Origin of the sequence: Haloactinomyces albus (assembly GCF_031458135.1) — a bacterium.
Classification (GTDB): Bacteria; Actinomycetota; Actinomycetes; order Mycobacteriales; family Pseudonocardiaceae; genus Haloactinomyces; species Haloactinomyces albus.
This window is the reverse complement of sequence record NZ_JAVDXW010000001.1, coordinates 4429370-4451912: the sequence shown is the minus strand read 5'-3', so window position 1 is coordinate 4451912 and position 22543 is coordinate 4429370. Positions and strand designations below refer to the sequence as shown.

Sequence of the window (22543 nt, the reverse complement as noted above, 5' to 3'; positions counted from 1 at the left end):
GCCGTGTTCCACGCCACTACGGCATTATCATTCAGTGAGAGAAATACTGCGTCCTGCCGCACAGGTCCTGGACACCCATCGCGCGGGAGACACCACGCGCAGCTGCCTGCAGGGCGGGGATGTGCATCCGCGCGTTGTCGTCGTTGGGAACGATCGTCGACAACGCCGCGACCACCGTGTTGTCCGGACCCCGCAGCGGCACCGCCACACCCGTGGCACGGGGATCGACGAACCCGCGGCACACGGCCACACCACTTTTGCGCACATCCGCCAGCAACGCTCGGAGCTGCTTGGGATCGACAACCGTATGCGCGGTGTAGGCCCGTAACGGACCCGCGAGCACCTTCTCCTGCACACTGCTGGGGGCGTGCGCCAGCAGCACGATCCCCGATGAGGAAACGTGCAGCGAAAGCCTGCCTGCGATGCGCGTGAGGTTGATGACCGCCCCCGGCGCCGACAGGCGCTCGACGAACAGGACCTCGTCGCTTTCCCGAACACCGAGCTGGACATGGTGCCCGACGACGGCGTGCAGGTCCTCCATGAACGGCATCGCGGCCTCACGCAGGCTCAAGGTGGGAGAAGCTCGCGAAGCCAACTCCCACATGCGCACACCGATCCGAACTCTCCGATCGTCATCGCGCTGCAGCCAGCCGTACCCAACGAGCTCCTCGACCAGACGTGATGCGGTGGCAATGTGCAAATCCGCACGCCGCGCGATCTCCGAGACCCGCAGAGCGGGCGCCTCCGAGCCGAAGGATTCGATGATCCGAACCACCCGCGACAACACGGACTCTCCCGACGACCCAGCCACGGCGACAGTGTGTGGTCAACCCTCTCCGCCTGTCGAGCCCGGGTCTGGACGTCACCTATGCCACCTCGATGGGCCGGGTGCTGCTGACCGGACTTCCCGACACCGAGCTGGACTCATTCCTCGACAACGTCGGGCCGGATCCGCGCACCACCGAGACAGGCCACGTTTCGCCACAGACGTCTCGTGCTCTTCCTTCCACACTGACCGATCAGTCCGCGATCCCGGCCAGCGCGGTGACTCCGGTGATCCGCCCGCGGACCAGGTACTCGCCTGCGATCGCATTGCGCCTGCCGAACTCCTCGGCGTGCTCGGCACCCATGTAGCGTCCGCCGAGCACGGTGGCCCACCGCAGCAGCTGATCGGTGTCCTCCGACAGCTGCGCCTCGGCCCGGATCAGTACGAACGAGTACGGCGGGGACTCGTCGTCGATGCACAGGGCGAACCGCGGCTCGCGCCGCAGCGCCCTCCCCTTCACCGAGGTGGCCTCGGTGGTGAACACGACGTGATCTTCGTCCAGGGTGAACCAGACCGGCGTGACATGCGGAGCACCGTCGGATCTGGTCACCGCGAGCTTGCCGGTGCGGGTGCCGTGCAGGGCGAACTCCCGCCATTGCGCTTCGGACATCGGTTGCATGCCCGTGCTTCTACCAGACGGGATCCGCAGTGCGCACACTCTCACGTGCGGGTACACAAGCACGCTCGTGATCAGCGCAGAGTATCCGGCCATGGCCGTCGCGGCCCGGACACCGAAATCGGAGTCAGTTTCAAATAAAGCAACGCGTTGCGTATTGCGCGTGATATATCTATCATCAACCTGTGATGGAGATCACAGACGTACGTTCCCGGTCGGGCAGGCACCAACTGCCCGATCTGGTCACGCTCGAGCCTGGCTGCAACAACGTGGCCAGCCTCAGCGAGAAGGCGTACTACCTGCTCCGGGACCGGCTGATCACCCTGCAGATCCAGCCGGGGGCGACGATCGACGAGCGTGCCCTGCAGGAGGAGTTCAAGGTCGGCCGAACGCCCATTCGGGAAGCACTCCGCAAGCTCGCCGATGACCAGCTCGTGCACGTCGTCCCGCGCCGTGGGACGTTCGCCAGCCACCTCGACCTCGGTGCGCTCAGCGCCATCAGCGAGGTCCGCATCGAGCTCGAAGCCCATGCCGGTTACCTCGCGGCGCAACGAGCCACCGACTACGACCACAGCGTCATCGCGGACGTACTGGAAGAACTCGACGCACGCACAGTCACCTCCGGCCGCAGGGAACTGATCCAGCTGGATCTGCGTATCCACCGCGTCGTGCACCGGGCAACGCACAACACGTACCTCATCGCAACGCTCGACGAGTACTACGTGCACAGCCTGCGGATGTGGTTTCTCGTACTCGATCGCCTCAACCGACTCGGGCATGCCATCGACAGTCATCGCGAACTGCTCACCGCCGTCAACGAAGGAGATTCCGCGACGGCACAGCAGATCCTGCGCGACCACGTCGCCGAATTCGAACAGGAGATACGGGCAGTGCTCTGACGCATCCGACATCCACAACAACCCGATTGGAGTCCCCATGAACACGCTGCCGGACAGAGCCGACGTCGTTGTCATCGGCGCAGGAATCGTGGGCAACTCGGTAGCCCATCACCTCGCGCAAGTCGGCTGGCACAACATCGTGCTGCTGGACAAAGGCCCCCTCCCCGACCCGGGGGGGTCGACCGGGCACGCCTCCAACTTCATCTTCCCCGTCGACCATTCCAAGGAGATCACCGCGATCACCCTGGACTCGATGCGCCAGTACGAGAAGCTGGGCATGCTGACCACATCAGGCGGTGTCGAAGTCGCCCGTGATCAACCTCGCGTCGAAGAGCTCAAGCGCCGCATGGCATCGGCGACAGCGTGGGGCATCCACTCCGAGCTCATCAGCCCGGAGAAAGTGGCAGAACTCGTTCCGTTCATCGACCCGAGCATCATCCAACTCGGTTTCTGGACTCCCTCGGCCGCAGTGGTCGATCCGCTGCAGAGCGGGGCACTCATGCGCGAGCAGGCTCAATCGCTCGGGGCTTTGACCACGTCGGCCAACACCGAGGTCACCGACATCGAGACCCAGCGGGGCAGGATCTCGAAGGTACGCACCAACCGCGGTGATATCGACACCGATACGGTCGTCGTCGCAAGCGGGGTGTGGAGCCCGCGTATCGCGCAGATGGCCGGGGCACGGATTCCGCTCGCCCCTGTCGTGCACCAGTTGATCGACGTCGGTCCCATCCCGGAGCTGGAGCAGACCCATTCCGAGATCGGCTACCCGATCGTTCGCGATATGGACCCGCTCATGTACGAGCGGCAAAGCGGTGCCGACCTCGAAATCGGCTCCTACGCACACCGGGCGATCCTGCACGAGCCCGACGACATCCCGTCTTTCGAGGCGTCGGCACTCTCACCCACCCAGCTGCCGTTCACCCAAGAGGACTTCGACCCGCAGATGGAGGATGCCCTCGAGCTGTTCCCCGGGATCCTGAACACTCCCGGCGCGGGGGTCCGGCACGCCATCAACGGCCTGCTGTCGCTGGCCCCGGACGGCGGTCCGCTACTGGGCGAGACACCCGAGGTGAAGGGGCTGTGGTCGGCGGCGTCCGTCTGGATCAAGGAAGGCCCCGGAGTCGGCAGGTTGCTCGCCGACTGGATGACCTACGGCAGCACCGAGATCGACCTGCACAGCGCGGACATCGCCCGCTTCTATCCGAACCAGCGCACCACGGCACACGTGCGGGCCCGTGCCGATGAAGGGTTCAACAAGATCTACGGGATCGTGCACCCGAACGAGCAGTGGGAGTCCAACCGCAACCAACGGCTCTCTCCGTTCCACTCCCGCGAAGTCGAACTGGGCGCCGAATTCTTCGAAGTCGGCGGCTGGGAACGGCCACACTGGTACGAGTCGAACAGGCCACTGCTCGACGAGTACGCCGACTACATCGACGACCGCCCACACGAGTGGGACGCGCGCTGGTGGTCGCCGATCATCAACGCCGAGCATCTCGCCATGCGCGAGCGCGTTGCCATGATCGACCTGACAGCCTTCGCGCAGTTCGACGTGTCCGGCCCGGGAGCCGTCGACTACCTGCAACGCATGGCCCTGGCCCAGGTGGACAAGGACGTCGGCAAAGCCATCTACACGCCGGTCCTGGACTACTACGGCGGTTTCCGCAGCGACCTGACGATCATCCGGCTCGCCACCGACTCCTTCCGCATCATCACCGGCGGTGCGGACGGCGCGCGCGACAAGAAGTGGTTCACCGACCACCTTCCCGACGACGGGTCGGTCGTGTTCTCCGATGTGACCTCGGCGGTGTGCACCATCGGACTCTGGGGACCGCGCGCTCGCGACGTGTTGTCCGCGGTCACCGAGGACGACGTCTCGGCCCAGGCGTTCCCCTTCGGCACGGCACAGCACATCGATGTGGACGGAGTCCCCACCCTCGCCCTCAAGATCTCCTACGTCGGTGACCTCGGCTGGGAGCTACACGCCCCGTTCGACCAGGGGCTGAAGCTGTGGGACACGCTGTTCGAAGCCGGCCGCGAACACGGCGTCGTGCCCGCGGGCATCGGCGTGTACGGCACAACGGGTCGGCTGGAGAAGAGCTACCGGCTCATGGGAGCCGAGCTCGAACTCGAATACAACCCGGTGGAGGCGGGGCTTGCCCTGCCGAAGGTGAAATCACCCGATTTCATCGGCAAACAGCCTTACCTCGAGGCTCGTGACCAGGGCCCGGCGGCCACGCTGTGCACGCTGACCATGGACAGCCACACCGACTCCACCGGGATGCGCAGGTACCCGCAGGCACACTCGCCGATCCTGACCACAACCGGCGACCGGATCGTCGACAGCAGGGGCAGAGGCGCGTACGTCACGAGCGCCGGATCGGCTCCCTCGCTCGGCACCTACCTGATCATGAGCTACCTCCCCGCGCCGTACGCGACGGAGGGCACCGGTCTGCTCGTCGAGTACATGGGCGAGCGCTACCCGGTCACCGTCGCACGAGCCGGGCGCACTCCGCTGTTCGATCCCGACGACGAACGTATGAAGTCCTGACAGGAGAACGACCATGAAAGTACTCGTCTGCATCAAGCGTGTCCCCGCACCCGGGGCGAAAATCCAGATCACCGAGGACGGCCTGGACATCGACACCCGCCACCTCGGATTCACCATCGGGCCGCACGAGGAGTGCGCCGTCGAAGAGGCCGTGCGGCTCGTCGCCGAGCACGGCGGCCATGCCACCGTGCTCACCGCGGGACCGCCCGAGGCGGAGGAACAGCTGCGCTACGGGATGTCCATGGGAGCCAATGCCGGCGTGCTCACCGAGCACACTGCGCACGACCCGCAGGCCACGGCCACAGCGCTGACGGAAACGATCAGAACGCTGGAGTCCGAAGACGGGAACTTCGATCTCATCCTGTTCGGCAACGAATCGGCGGACGCGGGCAATTACCAGGTCGGTATCCGGGTCGCATGCGCACTCGAACGCCCCATCGTCGGTGGGATCAAGGGTATCGAGCTCGCCTCCGAAGGCGCACACGTAGCCCTGCAGCGGGAAAGCGCCGACGGGATCGAGGTGTACCAGGCACCGCTGCCCGCGATCGCCGCCGTCAAAGAGGGGCTCAATCTTCCGCGCTATCCCAGCATTCAAGGCAGGCTTCGGGCGAAGAAAGCACCCCTGCGCACCATGCAGCCGGAAACGGCTCCGGGTGGCCTGCGCACGGTGCAACTGCGGCAGCCCCCGGAGAAACAGCACGAGACCGTCGTGCTCGGATACGGAGCCGACGCCGCCGACTCCGTTGTCGACCTTCTTACCGAGAAGGGAATGGTGTGAACCATGTTGCTCGTACTCGTGGAAGACGAATCGGGAACCGTCACCAGCGGTTCCCGCGAGGCACTCACGCTTGCCCGCGGGCTCGCGGCAGATCTGGGATTGCCCGTGCACGCCGCCGCGTTCGGTGAGCGCAGCGAGCTCGCGGCCACGCTGTCCGCCTATGGAGTGTCCACGCTGCACCTGCTCGAGGGGACGTTCACGGACGACTACTCACCCGAATGCTGGGGCGCTGCCCTGGGCGAACTGATCCAGCACGCCGGAGCCACCGGTGTCGTCGCGGCCGCAAGCGATTGGGGCAACGAGGTCCTGGCCCACGCCTCCGCACGCACCGGGGAGGCATTCGCCAGCAACTGTGTCACGGTCCACGCGGGCGAGCGGTGGAGCCTGACCCGGGTTCGCGGTGGCGGGATGCTGCTCGAAGACGCCGAGCTGACCGGTGCGGTCAAGTTCGTCAGTCTCGCGACCGGATCCGTCGAACCGGCCGAACTACCGGTGCCTCAGCAGATCGCCACGCAATCGTTCCTGCCCGAGCAGGTCGGCGACCTCGCCCACAGCACGATCGTCGACCGCACAACCCGTGGTTCCGGCGTCTCACTGTCCACGGCACGGGTGATCGTCTCCGGTGGGCGCGGGGTCGGCAGCGCCGAAGGTTTCGAGAGCCTGGAGGAGCTGGCAACGCTACTCGGCGGCGCTGTCGGCTGTTCCCGGGTGGCCACGAACAGCGGGTGGCGACCGCACAGCGATCAGGTCGGTCTGACGGGCACGAAGATCGCCGCTGACCTCTACATCGCGTGCGGCATCAGCGGCGCGACCCAGCACTGGGTGGGCTGCATGGGAGCCAAGACCATCCTCGCGATCAACACCGATCCCGAAGCTCCCCTGGTGACTCGCGCGGACTACGCGGTCATCGGCGATGTGCACCAGATCCTGCCCGCGATACTCGAGCGGGCTCGGGCGCGTAAGCAGGAGGTCCAAGGGGCTGCGTAAGTCCTGGCCGCCATCCCCGGCAGGAGCGGTGCCGACGGTGGAACCACGCTGCCAAGCAGCGCCTCCGCCGTCGGCGAGCAGCACGTGATCGGCGATCGTGCCGAACTGCGGCTCGGAGGACTGAAGTTTCAGGGCAAACTTCAGTCCTCACCAAGGCCAACCGGACACCGCCTAAGCGGAGGTCAGCCCGCTGACGTCGGCCAGCAGCTCGACGGAACGCAGCCAGGCGTCCCGGTCGGGGGCCATCGAGGTGACCATCAGTTCGTCGGCCTGGGCATGCTTGGCGAAGCCGTCCAGGTAGTCCTTCGTCTCCTCCGGGGTCCCCACGGCGGAATAGGTGAGCATCTGCTGGACCTGCTGCCCAGCCGGGGATTCCAGGGCCCTGTCGGCTTCCTCCCGCGTCAAGGACTGGCGGGTCAACTGCCGGAGCCTGCTGCGCTTGGCGGCCTGGAACTGCTCCTGGGCCTGCTCCACGGTGTCGGCCGCGATGATGTTGGCACCGGCGATGACGTGCGGTTCCTGCAGTTGCTTGGACGGCGTGAACTGGCGTCGGTAGATCGCCACGGCATCCTCCAGCGCGTTCGGCGCGAAGTGCGAGGCAAAGGAGTACGGGAGCCCGAGTGCGGCGGCGAGCTTGGCCCCGAACAGGGAGGAACCGAGAATGTACAGCGGCACGTCGGTGCCCTTGCCCGGCGTGGCCTCAACGCCCGAAACCAGGGACTCACCCGTCAGGTAGCCCTGCAGTTCCTGCACGTCCTGCGGAAAGCTGTCCGCAGCCGTCGCATCGCGGCGCAGGGCCCGTGTGGTCTGTTGGTCGCTGCCGGGTGCCCGTCCGAGGCCGAGGTCGATACGTCCCGGAAACAGCGTTTCCAAGGTACCGAACTGTTCGGCGATGGTCAGCGGGGCATGATTCGGCAGCATCACGCCGCCGGCCCCGAGTCGGATCGATCGGGTGTGTGCGGCGACGTGCCCGATGAGCACGCTCGTCGCCGAAGACGCGATGCGCGGCATGTTGTGATGCTCGGCATACCAGATCCGCCGATACCCCCACCGCTCGGCTCGCTGAGCCAGATCCACACTCGCCTGCAGGCTGTCGCTCTCCGTTTCTCCTCGACCGACGTGTGCAAGGTCAAGAATGGACAGTGGCACATCCATGAGCGTCGAACCCTTCGTCACAGGCGAGACAGCCGTCGCCTCACTATTACTTCGGCTAACGAGTCAACGTACGCCGCCTCCACGACTATTCCCGGCACTGGATCGGTGCTGTCGGATGGCCCCGGACGTGGCGGCCTCGCCGGAATATTCGACGGCAGGATCGATGACGACCTCGGCAAGCTGTTGGCCGCTGGTCTCCTGACGGTCGAACAGCACGGCCGCCACCGCTACTACCGGCTCACCGGGCCGCACGTCGGGCGGCTCATCGAAATGCTCGCCCAGCTTGCTCCTGCCACACCGACAGGGGACATGCTTTTCTCACCGAATTCGGGGCCGAACTCCCCAAGCAACGTCCCACGGTCCGGTACTGCACAGACTGGATCGAACAACGCCACCACCTGGCAGGCGCGATCGGCTGCGGTCTCCTGGCTCACCTCACCGATCTCGGCTGGATCCGCCGGGCACCGGGCAATCGAGCCATCCACGTCACCGACGCAGGCAAGAGCGGCTTGGCCGACGTCTTCGGCATTCGGCTTACCGACGAAACAGATCGGCCATCACCGGGGAGCTCCTGCCGATCGGAGAACAGGTGACGCGGGGACACGGCTGACGTTGACGATCTTCGGCATGGGCGTCAAGCTTTTCGGTAGCGATGAGCCGCACCATGTCCTGTGCCGGATCACGCTCGCCGATACCTTCAGTGAGGATGCTGCCATGCCCGCAGAACCCGTCGCCACACCGCTGAGCACGGCCGCCACCGCGTGGCTGCAACTTCCCGGCGGATGGTTCCTCAACAACGCGGGCTGGATCACCGGAAACGATCGCACACTGCTGATCGACACCTGCGCCACCGAAGCCCGCTCCCGGCACCTCCTCGAAGCCGCCCAAGCCGCAGGCTCCACAGGCACACCCATCACAGCCGCACTCACCCACGCCCACGGCGATCACGCTCACGGCGCCGGACTCGTGGCCGCCGCAGGCGGGTCGGTGCTGGCCTCGGCCACAGCCGCGGCCGAGATCGTCACCGGACCGCACACCTACCCGGAGGTGTTCACCTGCTCGACCTGGGGCAACATCCCGCCCCCGGACCACATCGAGTCCGTCACCGAAGTCACCCACCTCAACCTCGGCGGACGCACCGCCGAGATCCACCCGGTGCCCACCCACGCGCACACCAACGGCGACCTCGTGGTCTTTCTCCCCCGGGAGAAAGTCCTGTTCACCGGTGATCTCCTCTTTTCCGGCGTCACTCCCCTGGCACTGCAGGGATCGATCACCGGCTGGCTGGCAGCTCTGGACTGGCTGGCCACCTTCGAGGTCGCCACCTTCGTGCCCGGCCACGGTCCTCTGGACACCACCGGTGGCGCCTTCGCCGCCGTACGCGGCTACCTGCAATGGCTCCTGGAGGCCGTCAACGACACCGACCAGCCCGACTTTCCGGCCCTGGAAGAACGGGCCCGCGCCGTCTGGCCCGACTGGCACGACGCCGAACGCCACGCCGTCAACCTCCGCGTCGCCCATGCCGAAGCACGGCAACAACCCCTCGACCTCACGGCAACACTCGGCGCCATGCTGCGCACAACCGGCGGCCCCATCCCGCTCGAAGTCTGACGGGACTTTTCCAGACACCACCGAACCATGCGCACGCAGTGCTGCTCAGGTCCGATGCAGCCGGTGTGCCAGTGTGGTGTGGCGGCGTCCGGAACCCACCGCGCGCACAGCCCGCCCCAGAGCCTTTTTCGAACCGACGAGCACCACGAGCCGCTTGGCGCGGGTGACCGCGGTGTAGAGCAGGTTGCGCTGCAGCATCATCCAGGCGCTGGTGGTCAGCGGAATGACCACACAGGGGTATTCACTGCCCTGCGAGCGGTGGATCGTCAACGCGTAGGCGTGCACGAGTTCGTCGAGTTCGGCGAAGTCGTAGCCGATGTCCTCGTCCTCGTCGGTGCGCACGGTCAGTGTCTGACCTTCGAGGTCGAGTGCGGTCACGACTCCCTGCGTGCCGTTGAACACGCCGTTGACGCCCTTGTCGTAGTTGTTGCGAATCTGGGTGACCTTGTCACCGACCCGGAACACCCGGCCGCCGACCCGCCGCTCCGGGGTGCTCTCCCGCGCCGGGGTCAGTTCCTCCTGCAGCAGCTGGTTCAACACGCCTGCTCCGGCCGGACCGCGGTGCATCGGTGCCAGCACCTGCACGTCGGTACGCGGATCGAGGCCGAACTTGCGTGGGATGCGGCGGCACACCACATCTCCCATCAGCTCGGCGGTCTGCTCGGCGTCGTCCACGGAGAACAGGAAGAAATCGGCCAGCCCCCGAGTGTGCGGATAGTTTCCCGCGTTGATGCGATGGGCGTTGGCGACCACTCCGGACTCGGCGGCTTGCCGGAACACCTCGTTCAACCGCACGTGCGGAATCGGTGTGTTCTCGGCCAGCAGGTCGCGCAGGACCTCGCCCGCGCCCACCGACGGCAACTGGTCCACATCGCCCACCAGCAACAGGTGAGCCCCCTCGGCCACCGCTTTGACCAGTTTGTTCGCCAACAGCAGGTCCAGCATCGAGGCTTCGTCGACAACCACCAGGTCGGCATCGAGCGGATTGTCCCGGTCGAAGTTGGCGTCTCCGCCGGGCTGTAGCTGCAGCAGCCGATGCACCGTCGCAGCCTCATGTCCGGTCAGCTCGGTCAGTCGCTTGGCCGCGCGTCCGGTCGGCGCGGCCAGCACGACCTTGGCCCGCTTCGCCCGAGCCAGGGCGACGATCGAGCGCACCGTGAAGCTCTTGCCGCACCCCGGTCCACCGGTCAGCACCGCAACCCTCTCGGTCAATGCCAGGCGGACCGCGGTTCGCTGCGCGTCGGCCAGCTCGGCATCGGTGCTGCGCTGCAACCACTCGAACGCCTTGTCCCAGTCCACCGCGGCGAACGCCGACAGCCGGTTGCCGCCGGTCCGCAGCAACCGCAGCAGCTGCTGGGACAGAGCGACCTCGGCACGATGGAACGGCACCAGGTAGATCGCAGGCACCGGTTCACCGTCCTCGGTGTGGATCTCCTCGCGGACGACGCCTTCTTCGGCGACCAGTTCCGCCAGGCACTCGACGATCAACCGCTCATCCACCGCGAGGATCCGCGTGGCCTCGGTGACCAACTCGGATTCGGGCAGATAGCAGTGCCCGTCACCGGTGGACTCCGACAAGACGAACTGCAGGCCCGCCTTGACCCGCTGCGGCGAGTCGTGCGGGATCCCCACGGCTTGAGCGATCGTATCGGCGGTCTTGAATCCGATACCCCACACATCGGTGGCCAATCGGTAGGGCTCCTCGCGCACCACGCGGATCGCATCACCGGGGTACTGCTTGTAGATCTTCACCGCCAGCGACGTCGACACCCCGACGCCCTGCAGGAATACCATCACCTCCTTGATCGCCTTCTGCTCTTCCCAGGCCTCGGCGATCAACCCGGTACGTTTCGGCCCCAGCTTGGGCACTTCGATCAACCGCTCCGGCTCGTGCTCGATCACCTCCAGCGCATCGGTGCCGAAGTAATCCACGACCTTCTCCGCCAGCTTCGGCCCGATCCCCTTGATCAGTCCCGAGCCCAGATAGCGGCGGATGCCCTGCACCGTCGCGGGCAGCACCGTGCGGTAGTCCTCGACGTGGAACTGGCGCCCATATTGCGGGTGCGATCCCCATCGCCCCCACATCCGCAACGCCTCCCCCGGCTGCGCACCCAGCAGCGCGCCAACCACGGTCACCAGGTCACCGCGGCCGGCATCAACCCGCGCAACCGTGTACCCGGTCTCCTCATTGGCGAAGGTGATCCGCTCCAGCGTTCCTTCCAGAGCCCCACCACGATGCGCCCCGCCCTGCGACCGGTGCCCCTGCGTACCCATCCGGCAATAGCTACCACGCTCCCCTGCCGCAAGCGGAGGCCACCTCGCACACGGAACCCGTCCGTACGTTTCCGCACCCCGTTCGCATCCCGATCCGTCCGAGCAATCCGGTCACCGCACTGGACAGGCCGTGCGAGCACATCGACACCCGCCGGCACCGACACCAACCGCCAACAGTCACCACCCCGGCCCGGCGAAGGTCTACGACTCCTCCGGAACCGATACCCGGTGCGGTTGCGACGAACCGGCGGTTTCGCGCTCCGTGGTGCAGAGGCTGGCCACGATGGTGACGAGGAACGAGGCGGGCAGACCGACGAGCACCTCCGACGAAGAAGGCATCTCGAACAGCAGGAAGGCGCCGCTGAACAGGATTCCGCCGGTGACCATGCCTGCGGTGGCACCCTGCGAGGTGGTGCGGTGCCACCAGATTCCCAGCACCATCGGCGCGAAGAACGACGAGGCCAGCAGCGCGACCGCCGCGGTGTAGAGCACCACCAGGAATTCCGGCGGATTGAGCGCGAGCACCATGCAGATCAGGCCGACCACCCACGTCGCAGCGGAGGCAACACGAACGACCTGCTTCTCCGAAGCCCGCGGCCGCAGCAGTCGGGAGTAGATGTCGTGCCCGATCGCGGAATTGCACGCCATGAGCAGCCCGGCCGTGGTCGACATGATCGCGGCGAGGATCGCGCCCGCGACGATCCCCTCCCCGATCGGCCCGAGAACGTGGTCGGTGAGCGCGAGGAAGGCCGCGTCCGGCTCGCTCAGATCGAGGTCGGGCACGAGTGTGGCAGCCGCGGGCGTCAGCACGAGCGCCGCGATCAGCATCATCACCGCGAACAGCAGCATGGAGACGTTCAGCGACATCCGTGCCGATCGGACGTTCTTGGCCGAGTACACCCGCATGATCACGTGCGGGAGAACGGAGATCGCCGTGACCCAGGTCAGGAAACCACCGATGTACGACGAGATCGGAAGTGCTTCGGACACCCGGCCCAGTGCGGGATAGTTCTCGGTGGCGGTGATGAACGTGGCGCCGAAGCTGTCCAGAGATGCCAGGACGGCGACCGCCACCCCGATCATCATCGCGAACATGAGGATGCCCTGGAACACGTCGTTCCAGGTCACCGACAGGAACCCGCCGATCGAGACGTACAGGACGAAGACGGTGCCGGTCACCCAGATGCCGGTGCTGTAGTCCCAGCCCAGCAGGTTGGCGGCGACGAGGCTGGCGCCTTTCAGCTGCGCGACGATGTAGGCCATGCTCGCGGCCACGATCGTGATCGGCACCGCCCACCGCATGATCGTGCTGTTGTATCGGGAGCGAAAGTAGTCGGGCACGGTGTACTTGCCGAGTTCGCGTAACGGACCCGCTACGAATATCGCGGCCACGGCGAACCCGACGGGCGCACCCGCGACCAGCGAAGCACCGTACGGAAAGCCCAACGCGAGAGCCGTGCCGACGGCTGCCATGATGGAGCCACCACTGGCCAGCGAGGCGAGGAATGCCCAGGAGTTCACGAATGAACCCAGGCTGCGGCCCGCGACGAAGTACTGGTCCGTGGAGTTGCGCACCTTTCGGTGGGCGTACCAGCCGATGACCACGAGCACTGCGAAGTAGCCGAGCACGATCGTGAGTGTCATGGCTGCATCACTCACCCTTGCTTCTCAACGTGACGATCAGTCCTGCTGCCGGAGCGCCGACCAGCAACACCCACAGCACCCAGGCGGTGAGGCTGACTCCGGCGAAGGAGCTCCGAACGGTCCAGGGAAGGAACGCGACCACGGCCACGACGGCGATCCCGGCCAGGACGCCGACTTCGGTCTTGGGCATCTGTCGTTGACGCATGTTCATGCCTTTCGGGCGGGGCCGAGTCCGAGCAGTCGCACGTACATGGCGGTCAGGTGCTGCACGGCTTGTGACCGCGTGCTGCGGTCGCTGACCAGGATCGAGGCGAAGTGGGCGACCATGCCGCCCGCGGCCATGGCGACGTCCTCCGGCGGCGCGGCCGGTTCGGCCAGGTTCTGCCGCACGAGCCGCTTGATGTAGCGCGCGGTCCGGCGACGGGGATGGTTGTGGATCTCCTCCCACAGGGCGTGCATGGCGGGATCGGTAATCGCTTGATGTTCGAGAACGGTGATCAGGGCCAGGTTGTCGGTATAGGCGTCCAGGTATGCCGCGATCGTCGCCTCGGCCACGGCGTGAGGGTCGTCGGCATCGATGCCGCTGAGGTCCTGCGCCTGCAGGAACCGGTCGCGGACCTGCTCGGCGAGCACGCCGAACACGTCCTGCTTGGACGCGAAATACACGTAGAACGTCGCCCGGCTGACGTTGGCCTGCTCGGTGATGTTGGCGATCGTGGTCCGGGCGTAGCCGCTGCGCTCGAACACGATCCGCGCGGCCGTGAGCAGTTCACCCCTGGTCGCGCTGTCTTCACGGTCCAACTTGGACCGAGTTGCCCAGGGTTTTTTCGCAACTGCCATGCACCCAGTATGTTGACATTGACGCCAATGTCAACAGATACTCCGAGCAGTACCACCCCGGAAGGGACATTTCAGTTGACCAGCGTATTGATCGCGAATCGCGGTGAGATCGCCGTCCGGATCATTCGAGCCGCCTCCTGCCTCGGGTTGCGCTGCATTGCCGTGCATTCCCCGGAGGACCGCGACGCCCTGCACGTGCGCCTGGCCGACGAGGCGCACGCGCTGGCGGGCGAGGGCACCGCGGCTTACCTGGACGGCGAGCAGATCGCCGGCATCGCGCAGCGCAGCGGCTGCACGCTTGTCCATCCCGGCTATGGATTCCTCAGCGAGGACGCCGGGTTCGCCGAGCTGTGCGCCAAGACGGAGCTCGCGTTCGTCGGCCCCTCCCCGCAACAGCTGGAACTGTTCGGGGACAAGGCGCGATCACGCGCGCTCGCGGAACAGCACGGCGTACCGGTCCTGGCCGCCACTTCCGGTGCGACCACGCTCGACGAAGCACGACAGTTCCTCGCCGGCCTCGGGCCGGACGCGGGTGTCATGGTCAAGGCCCTCGCGGGAGGTGGCGGGCGCGGGATGCGCGCGGTCGGTGACCAGGCCGATCTGCCGTGGTCCTACGAGCGCGCCCGTTCGGAAGCCGAGCGCGCTTTCGGCAACGGCGACGTCTATGTCGAGCGGCTGCTCGCACGTGCCAAGCACGTGGAGGTCCAGGTGCTCGGCGACGGCTCCGGCGACGTGCTCCACCTGTGGGATCGCGAGTGCACGATCCAGCGCCGCAACCAAAAACTGATCGAGGTCTCCCCCAGCCCCACGCTCCCGGCCGAGACGCGCCGGGCGCTGATCTCGTCAGCGCTTGCGATGGCCACCGCCACGAGCTATGCGGGACTGGGGACCTTCGAGTTCCTCGTGGACGCCGACTCGCCGAGTTCGTTCCACTTCATCGAGACGAATCCCCGCCTGCAGGTCGAGCACACCATCACCGAGGAGCTGACCGGCATCGATCTCGTGATGGCGCAGCTCGAGCTCGCCCGCGGTCGCTCACTGCGCGATCAGGGGCTCACCCAGGAGGGAATCCCCGAGCCGCGCGGCTTCGCGATCCAGGCCAGGGTCAACCTGGAGGAGCTCGCACCCGACGGGTCGGCACGGGCCACAGCGGGCACGCTGGCGACCTTCGAACCGCCTGCAGGTCCCGGTGTCCGCGTCGACACCGCCGGCTACACCGGCTACCGGGCATCCGGGCAGTTCGACTCGCTGCTTGCCAAGATCATCACCCGCTCCGGTCAGGGTGACTTCGCGACCGCCGCCGCCAAAACCGAGCGCGCGCTGGCCGAGTTCGCGGTCGCCGGTGCCGGCACGAACATCGGCCTGCTCCGCGCGATCCTGCACCATCCCGGATTCCGCGACGGAACCTTCACGACCGGCTTCGTCGATGACCACCTCGACAGCCTGCTGCCCGCAGGGACATCGCACTCACCTGCCGCTGCCGATGCATCGGAGACCGTGCTCACCGCCGCGTTCGGCGGCACCGTGGTGGCCGTCGAGGTGCAAGCGGGCACCGAGGTGGCCGCAGGCGCCCCCGCCGTCGTGCTCGAGGCGATGAAAATGGAACACGTGCTGACGGCCCCCGCCGGCGGCGTGATCGACGACGTCCTGGTGTCGGTGGGCGACACCGTCGGTGAGGGCACCGATCTCGTCCACCTCACCCCCGGCGATGTCGCCGGATCCGCAGTGCGGCACGAGTCCACACGGGAGCCGGGAGAGATCAGGCCGGACCTGGCCGAGGTCATCGAGCGACACGAGACCGGCCTCGACGCGGCCCGCCCGCATGCCGTCCAACGCCGCCACCGGGCAGGCAGGCGCACCGCGCGGGAAAACATCGCCGACCTGTGCGATCCGGACGGTTTCACCGAGTACGGCGCACTGGCGATCGCCGCACAGCGGCAACGCCGCTCCCTGGACGACCTCATCGCCAACACCCCGGCCGACGGCATGATCACCGGTATCGGGCACATCAACGGTGACGAGGCCGGGCAGCGCGACAGCCGATGCGTGGTGATGTCCTACGACTACACCGTGCTCGCGGGCACCCAGGGCCTGCTCAACCACAAGAAGACCGACCGGATGCTGGAGCTGGCCCACCGCAAGCAGTTACCCGTGGTCCTGTTCGCCGAGGGCGGGGGTGGACGCCCCGGCGATACCGACACCACCGCGGCCTCCGGGCTCGACGTTCCCACGTTCGCGACGATGGGACGCCTGAGCGGGCTCGTGCCGACCGTCGGCATCGCCTCCGGTCGCTGCTTCGCCGGGAACGCGGCCCTGCTCGGTTGCTGCGACACGATCATCGCCACCCGCGACGCCACGATCGGGATGGGCGGGCCCGCCATGATCGAGGGCGGCGGGCTCGGGCAGGTCGCCGCCGAGGACGTCGGGCCGACGTCGATGCAGGTGCCCAACGGGGTCATCGACCTCCTCGTCGAGGACGAGGCGGAGGCGGTCGAGGTCACCAAGAAGTACCTCTCCTACTTTCAGGGCAGCGTGTCCGATTGGAACTGTGCCGACCAGCGCGAGCTGCGCCACGTCATCCCGGAGAACCGGGTGCGGGTCTACGACGTGCGCCAGGCGGTCGAGCTGCTTGCCGACACGGACTCCGTGTTGGAGCTGCGGCGCGAGTTCGGTACCGGGGTCATCACGGCGCTGGTTCGGGTGGAGGGCAGCCCGATGGGTCTGATCGCGAACAACCCGGCGCATCTCGGTGGTGCGATCGACAGCGACGCCGCGGACAAGACGGCGCGGTTCCTGCAGCTGTGTCAGGCGCACGGCCTGCCGGTGATCTCGCTGTGCGACACCCCGGGGTTCATGGTGGGACCGGAGGCGGAGCAAACCGCGACGGTGCGCCATTTCAGCCGCCTGTTCGTCACCGGTGCGAACCTCACCGTCCCGGTGTTCGCGGTCGTGCTGCGCAAGGGATACGGCCTCGGTGCGCAAGCGATGTGCGGCGGAAGTTTCCGGGAGCCGGTGGCCACCGTCGCCTGGCCCACCGGTGAGATCGGCGGTATGGGCCTCGAGGGGGCCGTCCGTCTGGGTTACCGGCGTGAGCTCGACGCCATCGAGGACCCGGCCGCCCGGCAGCGCGCCTTCGACGAGCTGCTCGCCGAGCAGTACGCCAAGGGCAAAGCCACCAACGCCGCGGCGGTGTTCGAGCTCGACGACGTCATCGATCCGGCCGAAACCAGGCGGTGGATCACCACCACGCTCGGACAGCACGACAAGCCCACGAGCGGTGGAACACCGACGCGATCCGTCCTCGACACGTGGTGACCGGATTCGACGAAGTAGTGCACGCGCGACGAGAGGGAGCGCAGATGGATCTCGAGCAGTACGTGGCGGACCTGCGGCAGCGCCAGGCCGGGGTCCGGCCCGCCGGAACCCCCTCCGAGGTGGTCTACCCGCTCGGTGAGCTGACGATTCCCGAACACGTGGCGCACTGGGCGGCGCACTGCCCGCAGCGAGCGGCGATCGTCTTCGAGGGCAGGACCGTGACCTACGCCGAGCTGGACGAGCTGATCGGCCGCGTGGCCGGCTGGTTCGCGTCCGTCGGTGTCGGCCCCGGCGACCGGGTCGCCGTGCACCTGCCCAATGCGCCGCAGTTCATCATCGCGATGATGGCGGTGTTGCGCCTCGGCGCCGTGCACGTGCCCGTCAACCCGATGTTTCACGGTCACGAACTCGCGCACGAGCTCGGCGACAGCGGCGCCGAGGTCGCCGTCACCACCGATACCCTGCTGCCGCTGCTCGAATCGGTGCGTGCCGATTCGCCGGTGCGCGAAGTGCTGGTCACCGGCGCCGCCGAAATGGCAGATCCCGAGCGGGCCGCACCCGCCAGGATCGATGCCCCGGAAGCTCACGTGACCCGGTGGGCCGACGCCGTGGCACATCCACCCGGTGCCGACCGACCGGGTGATCTCGACGCGCTGGCCGCGCTGAACTACACGGGCGGGACGACCGGCCTGCCGAAAGGATGCGAGCACACCCAGCGGCACATGCTGTACACGGCGGCGACGAGCGCCGCCGCGACCCGGAAGAGCACCGAAACCGGGTACGTCGCGCTGTGCTACCTCCCGATCTTCTGGATCGCCGGCGAGGACCTCGGGATCCTCAACCCGCTGGTGCTGGGGGGCACGTCCGTATTGATGCCGCGGTGGGAGCCCGATCAGGCACTGGCCTCGATCGACCGGTACGGGGTGACAACGATGGTCGGCACGGTGGAGAACTACCTCGAGTTGTTGCAGCGCCCGGACTTCTCCCGCTACGACCTGAGCTCACTGACCGATCCGATGGCGGTCTCGTTCGTACGCAAGCTCAGTCCCGACGTGCGGCACCGGTGGGCCGCGGCTGCCGGCCCCGAATCGCTGCTGCGCGAGGGCGCCTACGGGATGACCGAGACGCACACCTTCGATGCGACGCCGTACGGCCTCGCCGAGGACGATGCCGACCTCCGCTCGGAACCCGTCTTCTGCGGGATCCCCGTCCCCGGCACCGACATCGCGGTGGTCTCCTTCGACACCGGCGAGCCCCTGGAGATCGGCGAAGCCGGGGAAATCATCGTGCGCAGTCCGTCGGTGATGCGCGGCTACTGGAACAAACCCGAGGAGACGGCGCAGCAGTTGCGCGGCGGCTGGCTGCACACCGGCGACAACGGCCGTATCGACGCCGACGGGTGCGTGCACTACCTCGGCCGGGACAAGGACATGATCAAGGTCAACGGCATGAGCGTGTTCCCGGCCGAACTGGAAGTGCTGCTGAGCCAACACCCCGATGTGCAGGTCGTGGCCGTGGTTCCCGCGGACGACACCGCCACCGGGCAGCAGCCGGTCGCCTTCGTCGGCGTCGACCAGGACAGCACCGTCGACGCGGCGAAGCTGCGGGAGTGGGCCACGGAGAACATGGCCGCCTACAAGGTCCCGCTGGTGGAGATCATGCAGGATTTCCCGATGACGGCGACAGGCAAGATCAGGAAGGTGGACCTCGCCCAGCGCGCTCAGCAGCTCGCGGACCGGCGTTGAGGTCCCGGCATACCCGATGACCCGTGCACGAGCAGCGCGAGAGCAGGACCCCCTGACGGTCACCCCGGTCACGTGGACGCATCGCTGCTCAGTCTTGGGCAGCAGGTTCCAAGCGGACCGCGATGCCCCTGGACGCCGGCGTGTTGCTGGTGTCGGCCCGGGCGAGAAATCGGACGGACCCCACGATCGCGGACGATCTCGATTTGGTATTGGAATGGGGGGACGGTGGCCATAGAGTGAACGTAATGAATCAGCGCGGTGATGTAGCGATCACGCCCGAGGCAAACCGGCCCCGCGTGGCGGTGGTCGGCGCTGGTCCCTCCGGCCTGTATGCGGTCCGGTCGCTGCTGGAGGCCGAGGTCGAGGTCAGCGTCGACGTCTTCGATCGGCTTCCGGCGCCCTACGGGCTGGTGCGCTACGGCGTGGCGCCGGACAACCAGAAGATGAAGTCGGTGATCCGAGTGCTGCGCAATTCGTTCGACGAGCACAACGACGTACGGTTCCTGGGCAACGTCTCCTTCGGTGACGACCTCACCAGGGCGGACCTGCAGGACTGCTACGACGCCATCATCTACGCCACCGGTACCCAGGGCGAGCGAGGGCTCGGTATCCCCGGCGACGAGCTGCCCGGTAGCTACGGAGCCAAGGAGTTCGTGAGCTGGTACTGCGGGCATCCCGACGCTGCCGAGCGGGACTTCCTGCTGCACGGTCCACAGGTCGCGGTCGTCGGGGCGGGCAACGTCGCCCTGGACGTCGCCCGGTTGTTGGCCAAGAGTACGGATGAGATCGCGGCCACCGACGTGCCCGATCGGGTGCTGGAAACATTCCGGAACAACCGCATCACCGACATCCACATGCTGTCCCGCCGCGGGCCCGCACAGGCCAAGTTCACCCCGATCGAGCTGCGCGAGATGGGTGAACTGATCAATGCGGACATCATCATCGATCCCGCCGAACTCGAACTCACCCCGGACGAGGAGAAACAGGTCGCCGCCGACCGCCGGCAGCGCAAAAACATCAGCCTCCTGCGAGAGTGGGCACAGCGCCCGCTCGAGGGAAAACCGCGACGCGTGCACATGAGGTTCCGGCGCAGCCCGGTGCGAATTCTCGGCGAGAGCGAGATCGACGGTGTCGTCCTCGAGCGGAACACACTGCTCGAGGACGGCAAGGTACGGGGAACCGGCGAGTTCGAGACTCTCGACGTGCACATGATGCTCGCGGCAGTGGGCTACCAGGCCCAACCGCTGCCGGACGTGCCATTCGACCACAACACATCCACCATTCCGCACAAGGCCGGACGCGTGCTCAACGAGGACGGCTCGCCGGAACCCGGCGAGTACGTAGCGGGATGGGCAAAGCGGGGCCCTACAGGGGTAATCGGCACGAACAAGAACGACGCCGCGGAAACCGTACGCAGCTTGCTCGAAGACTTGGTGGAGCGGGACCTCGATACCGGAAGACACGACCGGAAGCGGGTGATACGGCTACTCGAGCAACGCGGTGTCGACTACATCGACTGGGCAGGCTGGCTGCGTCTGGACACACACGAGACCAGGCTCGGCCAACAGCAGAGTCGCCCCAGGGTAAAGCTACCCGACCTGCCTTCCATGCTGCAGTCTTCCCGCGACTCCGAACCACCTCGGTAAAGACGGCGCCTCGCTACCGCCGGAACGGGAGCGCTTCAGGCGGCCGTCTCACCGCGGGCGGCAAGCCATTCGGCGATGTCGGAGACGGCGGCCTTGGCGGTGCGTCCGGCGCCGATGAGGGTGGCCGAGGCAGGGCCGGTCCAGTCTCCGTAGCCCAGCAGGTGCAGCCGTGGTTGCTCGATCGCACGGGTGCCGTCGGTGGGGATGATCCCGCCCTGGCGGCGCAGTCCCAGGGTGCGCAGATGCTGCAGGCCGGGGCGGAAGCCGGTGCACCAGATGACGGCTTCCGCAGCATGTTCGGTGCCGTCACTCCAGGTCACGCCATTGCGGGTGAGGCAGTCGAACATCGGCTCGGCCCGCAGCACACCGCGCCGACGGGCGTCGAGCACACTGGGAACCAGCACGATGTCACCGAGGTCGGCCACCCCGTCGGTGTCGTCGCTGCCGCTTTGCCGGGCGCGGTGGCGTCGGGTGGCCACGTCGAACAGGACGCGTCCGTCGACGTCATCGGGCATGAACCGTGGCGGGCGCCGGGTGACCCAGGTCGTTTCGGCCACGGTGGAGACCTCGGCGAGGATCTGGGCTGCCGAGTTGCCGCCGCCGACCACCACCACCCGTTGTCCGCGAAACTGCTCGGGGCCCCGGTAGGAAGCAGTGTGCAGCAGGCGACCGGTGAACTCCTCCTGCCCCGGGTCGGACGGAACATACGGTGCCTGCCAGGTGCCGGTGGCGCTGATCACCACCCGGGCCTGCCACGTGCCCCGGTCGGTGTGCACCGCGAGATACTCGCCGCCGTCGTGTACTCCGGTCACGCGCACGGGCCGGTGCACCGGCAGCGCGTAACGCTGCTCGTAGCGGGTCAGGTAGTTCACGACGTGGTCGACCGTCGGATACTCCGCCCCGGTTTGGCGGGGCATCGGCCAACCGGGCAGCGGGCTGTGCTCAGCCGGGGAGAACAGCCGCAGCGACGGCCACATGTGCCGCCAAGCCCCGCCCGGCCCGGCTGCGGCATCGAGGAGCACGAAATCCAACCCGGCCCGCCGGAGGAAATAACCGGCGGCCAGTCCCGCCTGACCACCGCCGATCACCACAACATCGCGCACCTGCGCCATGGCTCTCCTTTCCGAGGACCATACGATTCGACAGCACCACACCGGATGCGGCCGACGTGCAGTCCTGCCACGTCGGCACGCTTTCGCCGAATTCTCGATCAGTCCACCGCCGCAGCCTCCGGCGCCAGCTCGGCCAGCAGCTCGCGGACGCGCTGGTCGATGTCGTCGCGGATGGTGCGCACGGTGGCGATGGATTGTCCGGCGGGGTCGTCGAGCTGCCAGTCGAGGTAGCGCTTGCCGGGAAAGACCGGGCAGGCGTCACCGCAGCCCATGGTGATCACCACGTCGGAGGCCTGCACGGCCTCCGTGGTCAGTTTCTTGGGCAACTCCTGCGTCACATCGAGGCCGAGCTCGGTCATGACCTCGACGACAGCGGGGTTGATCTCGGTGGCCGGCGCGGATCCGGCCGAGCGCACGAGGACCTGCCCTTGGGCATGGTGGGCCAACAGGGCGGCAGCCATTTGCGAGCGTCCGGCGTTGTGCACGCAGACGAACAGTACTTCCGGAGTGGGCACACATTCTCCTCGGGGGAATCAGGCTT

At 67.1% G+C, this 22543-nt stretch carries 17 protein-coding genes; 8 read left to right on the top strand and 9 right to left on the bottom strand.

What is annotated here, in order from left to right; translation table 11 throughout:
• Nucleotides 1–31: 31 nt before the first annotated feature.
• A complete protein-coding gene (locus tag JOF55_RS20985) occupies nucleotides 32–811 on the bottom strand; it encodes an IclR family transcriptional regulator (protein WP_310277149.1) in 780 nt (259 codons plus the stop codon).
• 208 nt (nucleotides 812–1019) lie between these two features.
• Nucleotides 1020–1436 carry a PPOX class F420-dependent oxidoreductase gene (locus JOF55_RS20980; protein WP_310277146.1) on the bottom strand — a complete coding sequence of 139 codons (417 nt, stop codon included), beginning with the start codon at nucleotides 1434–1436 and terminating at the stop codon, nucleotides 1020–1022.
• A gap of 194 nt (nucleotides 1437–1630) precedes the next feature.
• Between JOF55_RS20980 and JOF55_RS20975 the strand changes: the two genes are divergently transcribed.
• Genes JOF55_RS20975 through JOF55_RS20960 form a run of 4 tightly spaced genes read left to right on the top strand, consistent with a single transcriptional unit; the run spans nucleotide 1631 to nucleotide 6660 of the window.
• Nucleotides 1631–2341, top strand: a complete 711-nt coding sequence (locus JOF55_RS20975) for a GntR family transcriptional regulator (protein ID WP_310278483.1) — start codon at nucleotides 1631–1633, stop codon at nucleotides 2339–2341.
• 37 nt (nucleotides 2342–2378) lie between these two features.
• Nucleotides 2379–4895 carry a GcvT family protein gene (locus JOF55_RS20970; RefSeq protein WP_310277143.1) on the top strand — a complete coding sequence of 839 codons (2517 nt, stop codon included), beginning with the start codon at nucleotides 2379–2381 and terminating at the stop codon, nucleotides 4893–4895.
• Between the two features lie 13 nt (nucleotides 4896–4908).
• A complete protein-coding gene (locus JOF55_RS20965; protein ID WP_310277139.1) occupies nucleotides 4909–5673 on the top strand; it encodes an electron transfer flavoprotein subunit beta/FixA family protein in 765 nt (254 codons plus the stop codon).
• 3 nt (nucleotides 5674–5676) lie between these two features.
• Nucleotides 5677–6660: an electron transfer flavoprotein subunit alpha/FixB family protein gene (locus JOF55_RS20960; RefSeq protein WP_310277136.1), complete on the top strand. Its 984-nt coding sequence runs from the start codon at nucleotides 5677–5679 to the stop codon at nucleotides 6658–6660.
• Between the two features lie 171 nt (nucleotides 6661–6831).
• Here JOF55_RS20960 and JOF55_RS20955 read toward each other — a convergent pair whose 3' ends face one another.
• A complete protein-coding gene (locus tag JOF55_RS20955) occupies nucleotides 6832–7815 on the bottom strand; it encodes an LLM class flavin-dependent oxidoreductase (protein ID WP_310277134.1) in 984 nt (327 codons plus the stop codon).
• Between the two features lie 105 nt (nucleotides 7816–7920).
• On the opposite strand from JOF55_RS20955, the gene JOF55_RS20950 reads away from it, so the two are divergent.
• Nucleotides 7921–9426: an MBL fold metallo-hydrolase gene (locus JOF55_RS20950; RefSeq protein WP_310277131.1), complete on the top strand. Its 1506-nt coding sequence runs from the start codon at nucleotides 7921–7923 to the stop codon at nucleotides 9424–9426.
• A gap of 45 nt (nucleotides 9427–9471) precedes the next feature.
• On the opposite strand, the gene recD2 is transcribed toward JOF55_RS20950, so the two are convergent.
• The 4 genes from recD2 to JOF55_RS20930 all read right to left on the bottom strand — a co-directional run bounded on the left by recD2 (nucleotide 9472) and on the right by JOF55_RS20930 (nucleotide 14184).
• Entirely contained in the window at nucleotides 9472–11700 is a 2229-nt protein-coding gene (recD2, locus tag JOF55_RS20945; protein ID WP_310277128.1) for an SF1B family DNA helicase RecD2, read from the bottom strand.
• A 201-nt stretch (nucleotides 11701–11901) separates the two neighbouring features.
• Nucleotides 11902–13344, bottom strand: coding sequence for a sodium:solute symporter family protein (locus JOF55_RS20940; protein WP_310277124.1), 1443 nt, complete (start codon nucleotides 13342–13344; stop codon nucleotides 11902–11904).
• A 7-nt stretch (nucleotides 13345–13351) separates the two neighbouring features.
• Entirely contained in the window at nucleotides 13352–13549 is a 198-nt protein-coding gene (locus JOF55_RS20935; protein ID WP_310277121.1) for a hypothetical protein, read from the bottom strand.
• Between the two features lie 2 nt (nucleotides 13550–13551).
• Entirely contained in the window at nucleotides 13552–14184 is a 633-nt protein-coding gene (locus JOF55_RS20930) for a TetR/AcrR family transcriptional regulator (RefSeq protein WP_310277118.1), read from the bottom strand.
• Between the two features lie 27 nt (nucleotides 14185–14211).
• On the opposite strand from JOF55_RS20930, the gene JOF55_RS20925 reads away from it, so the two are divergent.
• The 3 genes from JOF55_RS20925 (at nucleotide 14212) to JOF55_RS20915 (ending at nucleotide 20890) form a co-directional block, all read left to right on the top strand.
• Nucleotides 14212–17499 carry a carboxyl transferase domain-containing protein gene (locus JOF55_RS20925; protein ID WP_310277114.1) on the top strand — a complete coding sequence of 1096 codons (3288 nt, stop codon included), beginning with the start codon at nucleotides 14212–14214 and terminating at the stop codon, nucleotides 17497–17499.
• Nucleotides 17500–17543: 44 nt separating this feature from the next.
• Nucleotides 17544–19244, top strand: coding sequence for an AMP-binding protein (locus JOF55_RS20920; protein ID WP_310277111.1), 1701 nt, complete (start codon nucleotides 17544–17546; stop codon nucleotides 19242–19244).
• Nucleotides 19245–19489: 245 nt separating this feature from the next.
• The gene (locus JOF55_RS20915; protein ID WP_310277108.1) at nucleotides 19490–20890 is read left to right on the top strand and encodes an FAD-dependent oxidoreductase; all 1401 of its coding nucleotides are present in this window, start codon (nucleotides 19490–19492) and stop codon (nucleotides 20888–20890) included.
• 35 nt (nucleotides 20891–20925) lie between these two features.
• On the opposite strand, the gene JOF55_RS20910 is transcribed toward JOF55_RS20915, so the two are convergent.
• The gene (locus tag JOF55_RS20910) at nucleotides 20926–22002 is read right to left on the bottom strand and encodes an ArsO family NAD(P)H-dependent flavin-containing monooxygenase (RefSeq protein ID WP_310277105.1); all 1077 of its coding nucleotides are present in this window, start codon (nucleotides 22000–22002) and stop codon (nucleotides 20926–20928) included.
• Between the two features lie 98 nt (nucleotides 22003–22100).
• Complete coding sequence (locus JOF55_RS20905) at nucleotides 22101–22517, bottom strand: arsenate reductase ArsC (protein ID WP_310277102.1); 417 nt, start codon at nucleotides 22515–22517, stop codon at nucleotides 22101–22103.
• Nucleotides 22518–22543: the final 26 nt, after the last annotated feature.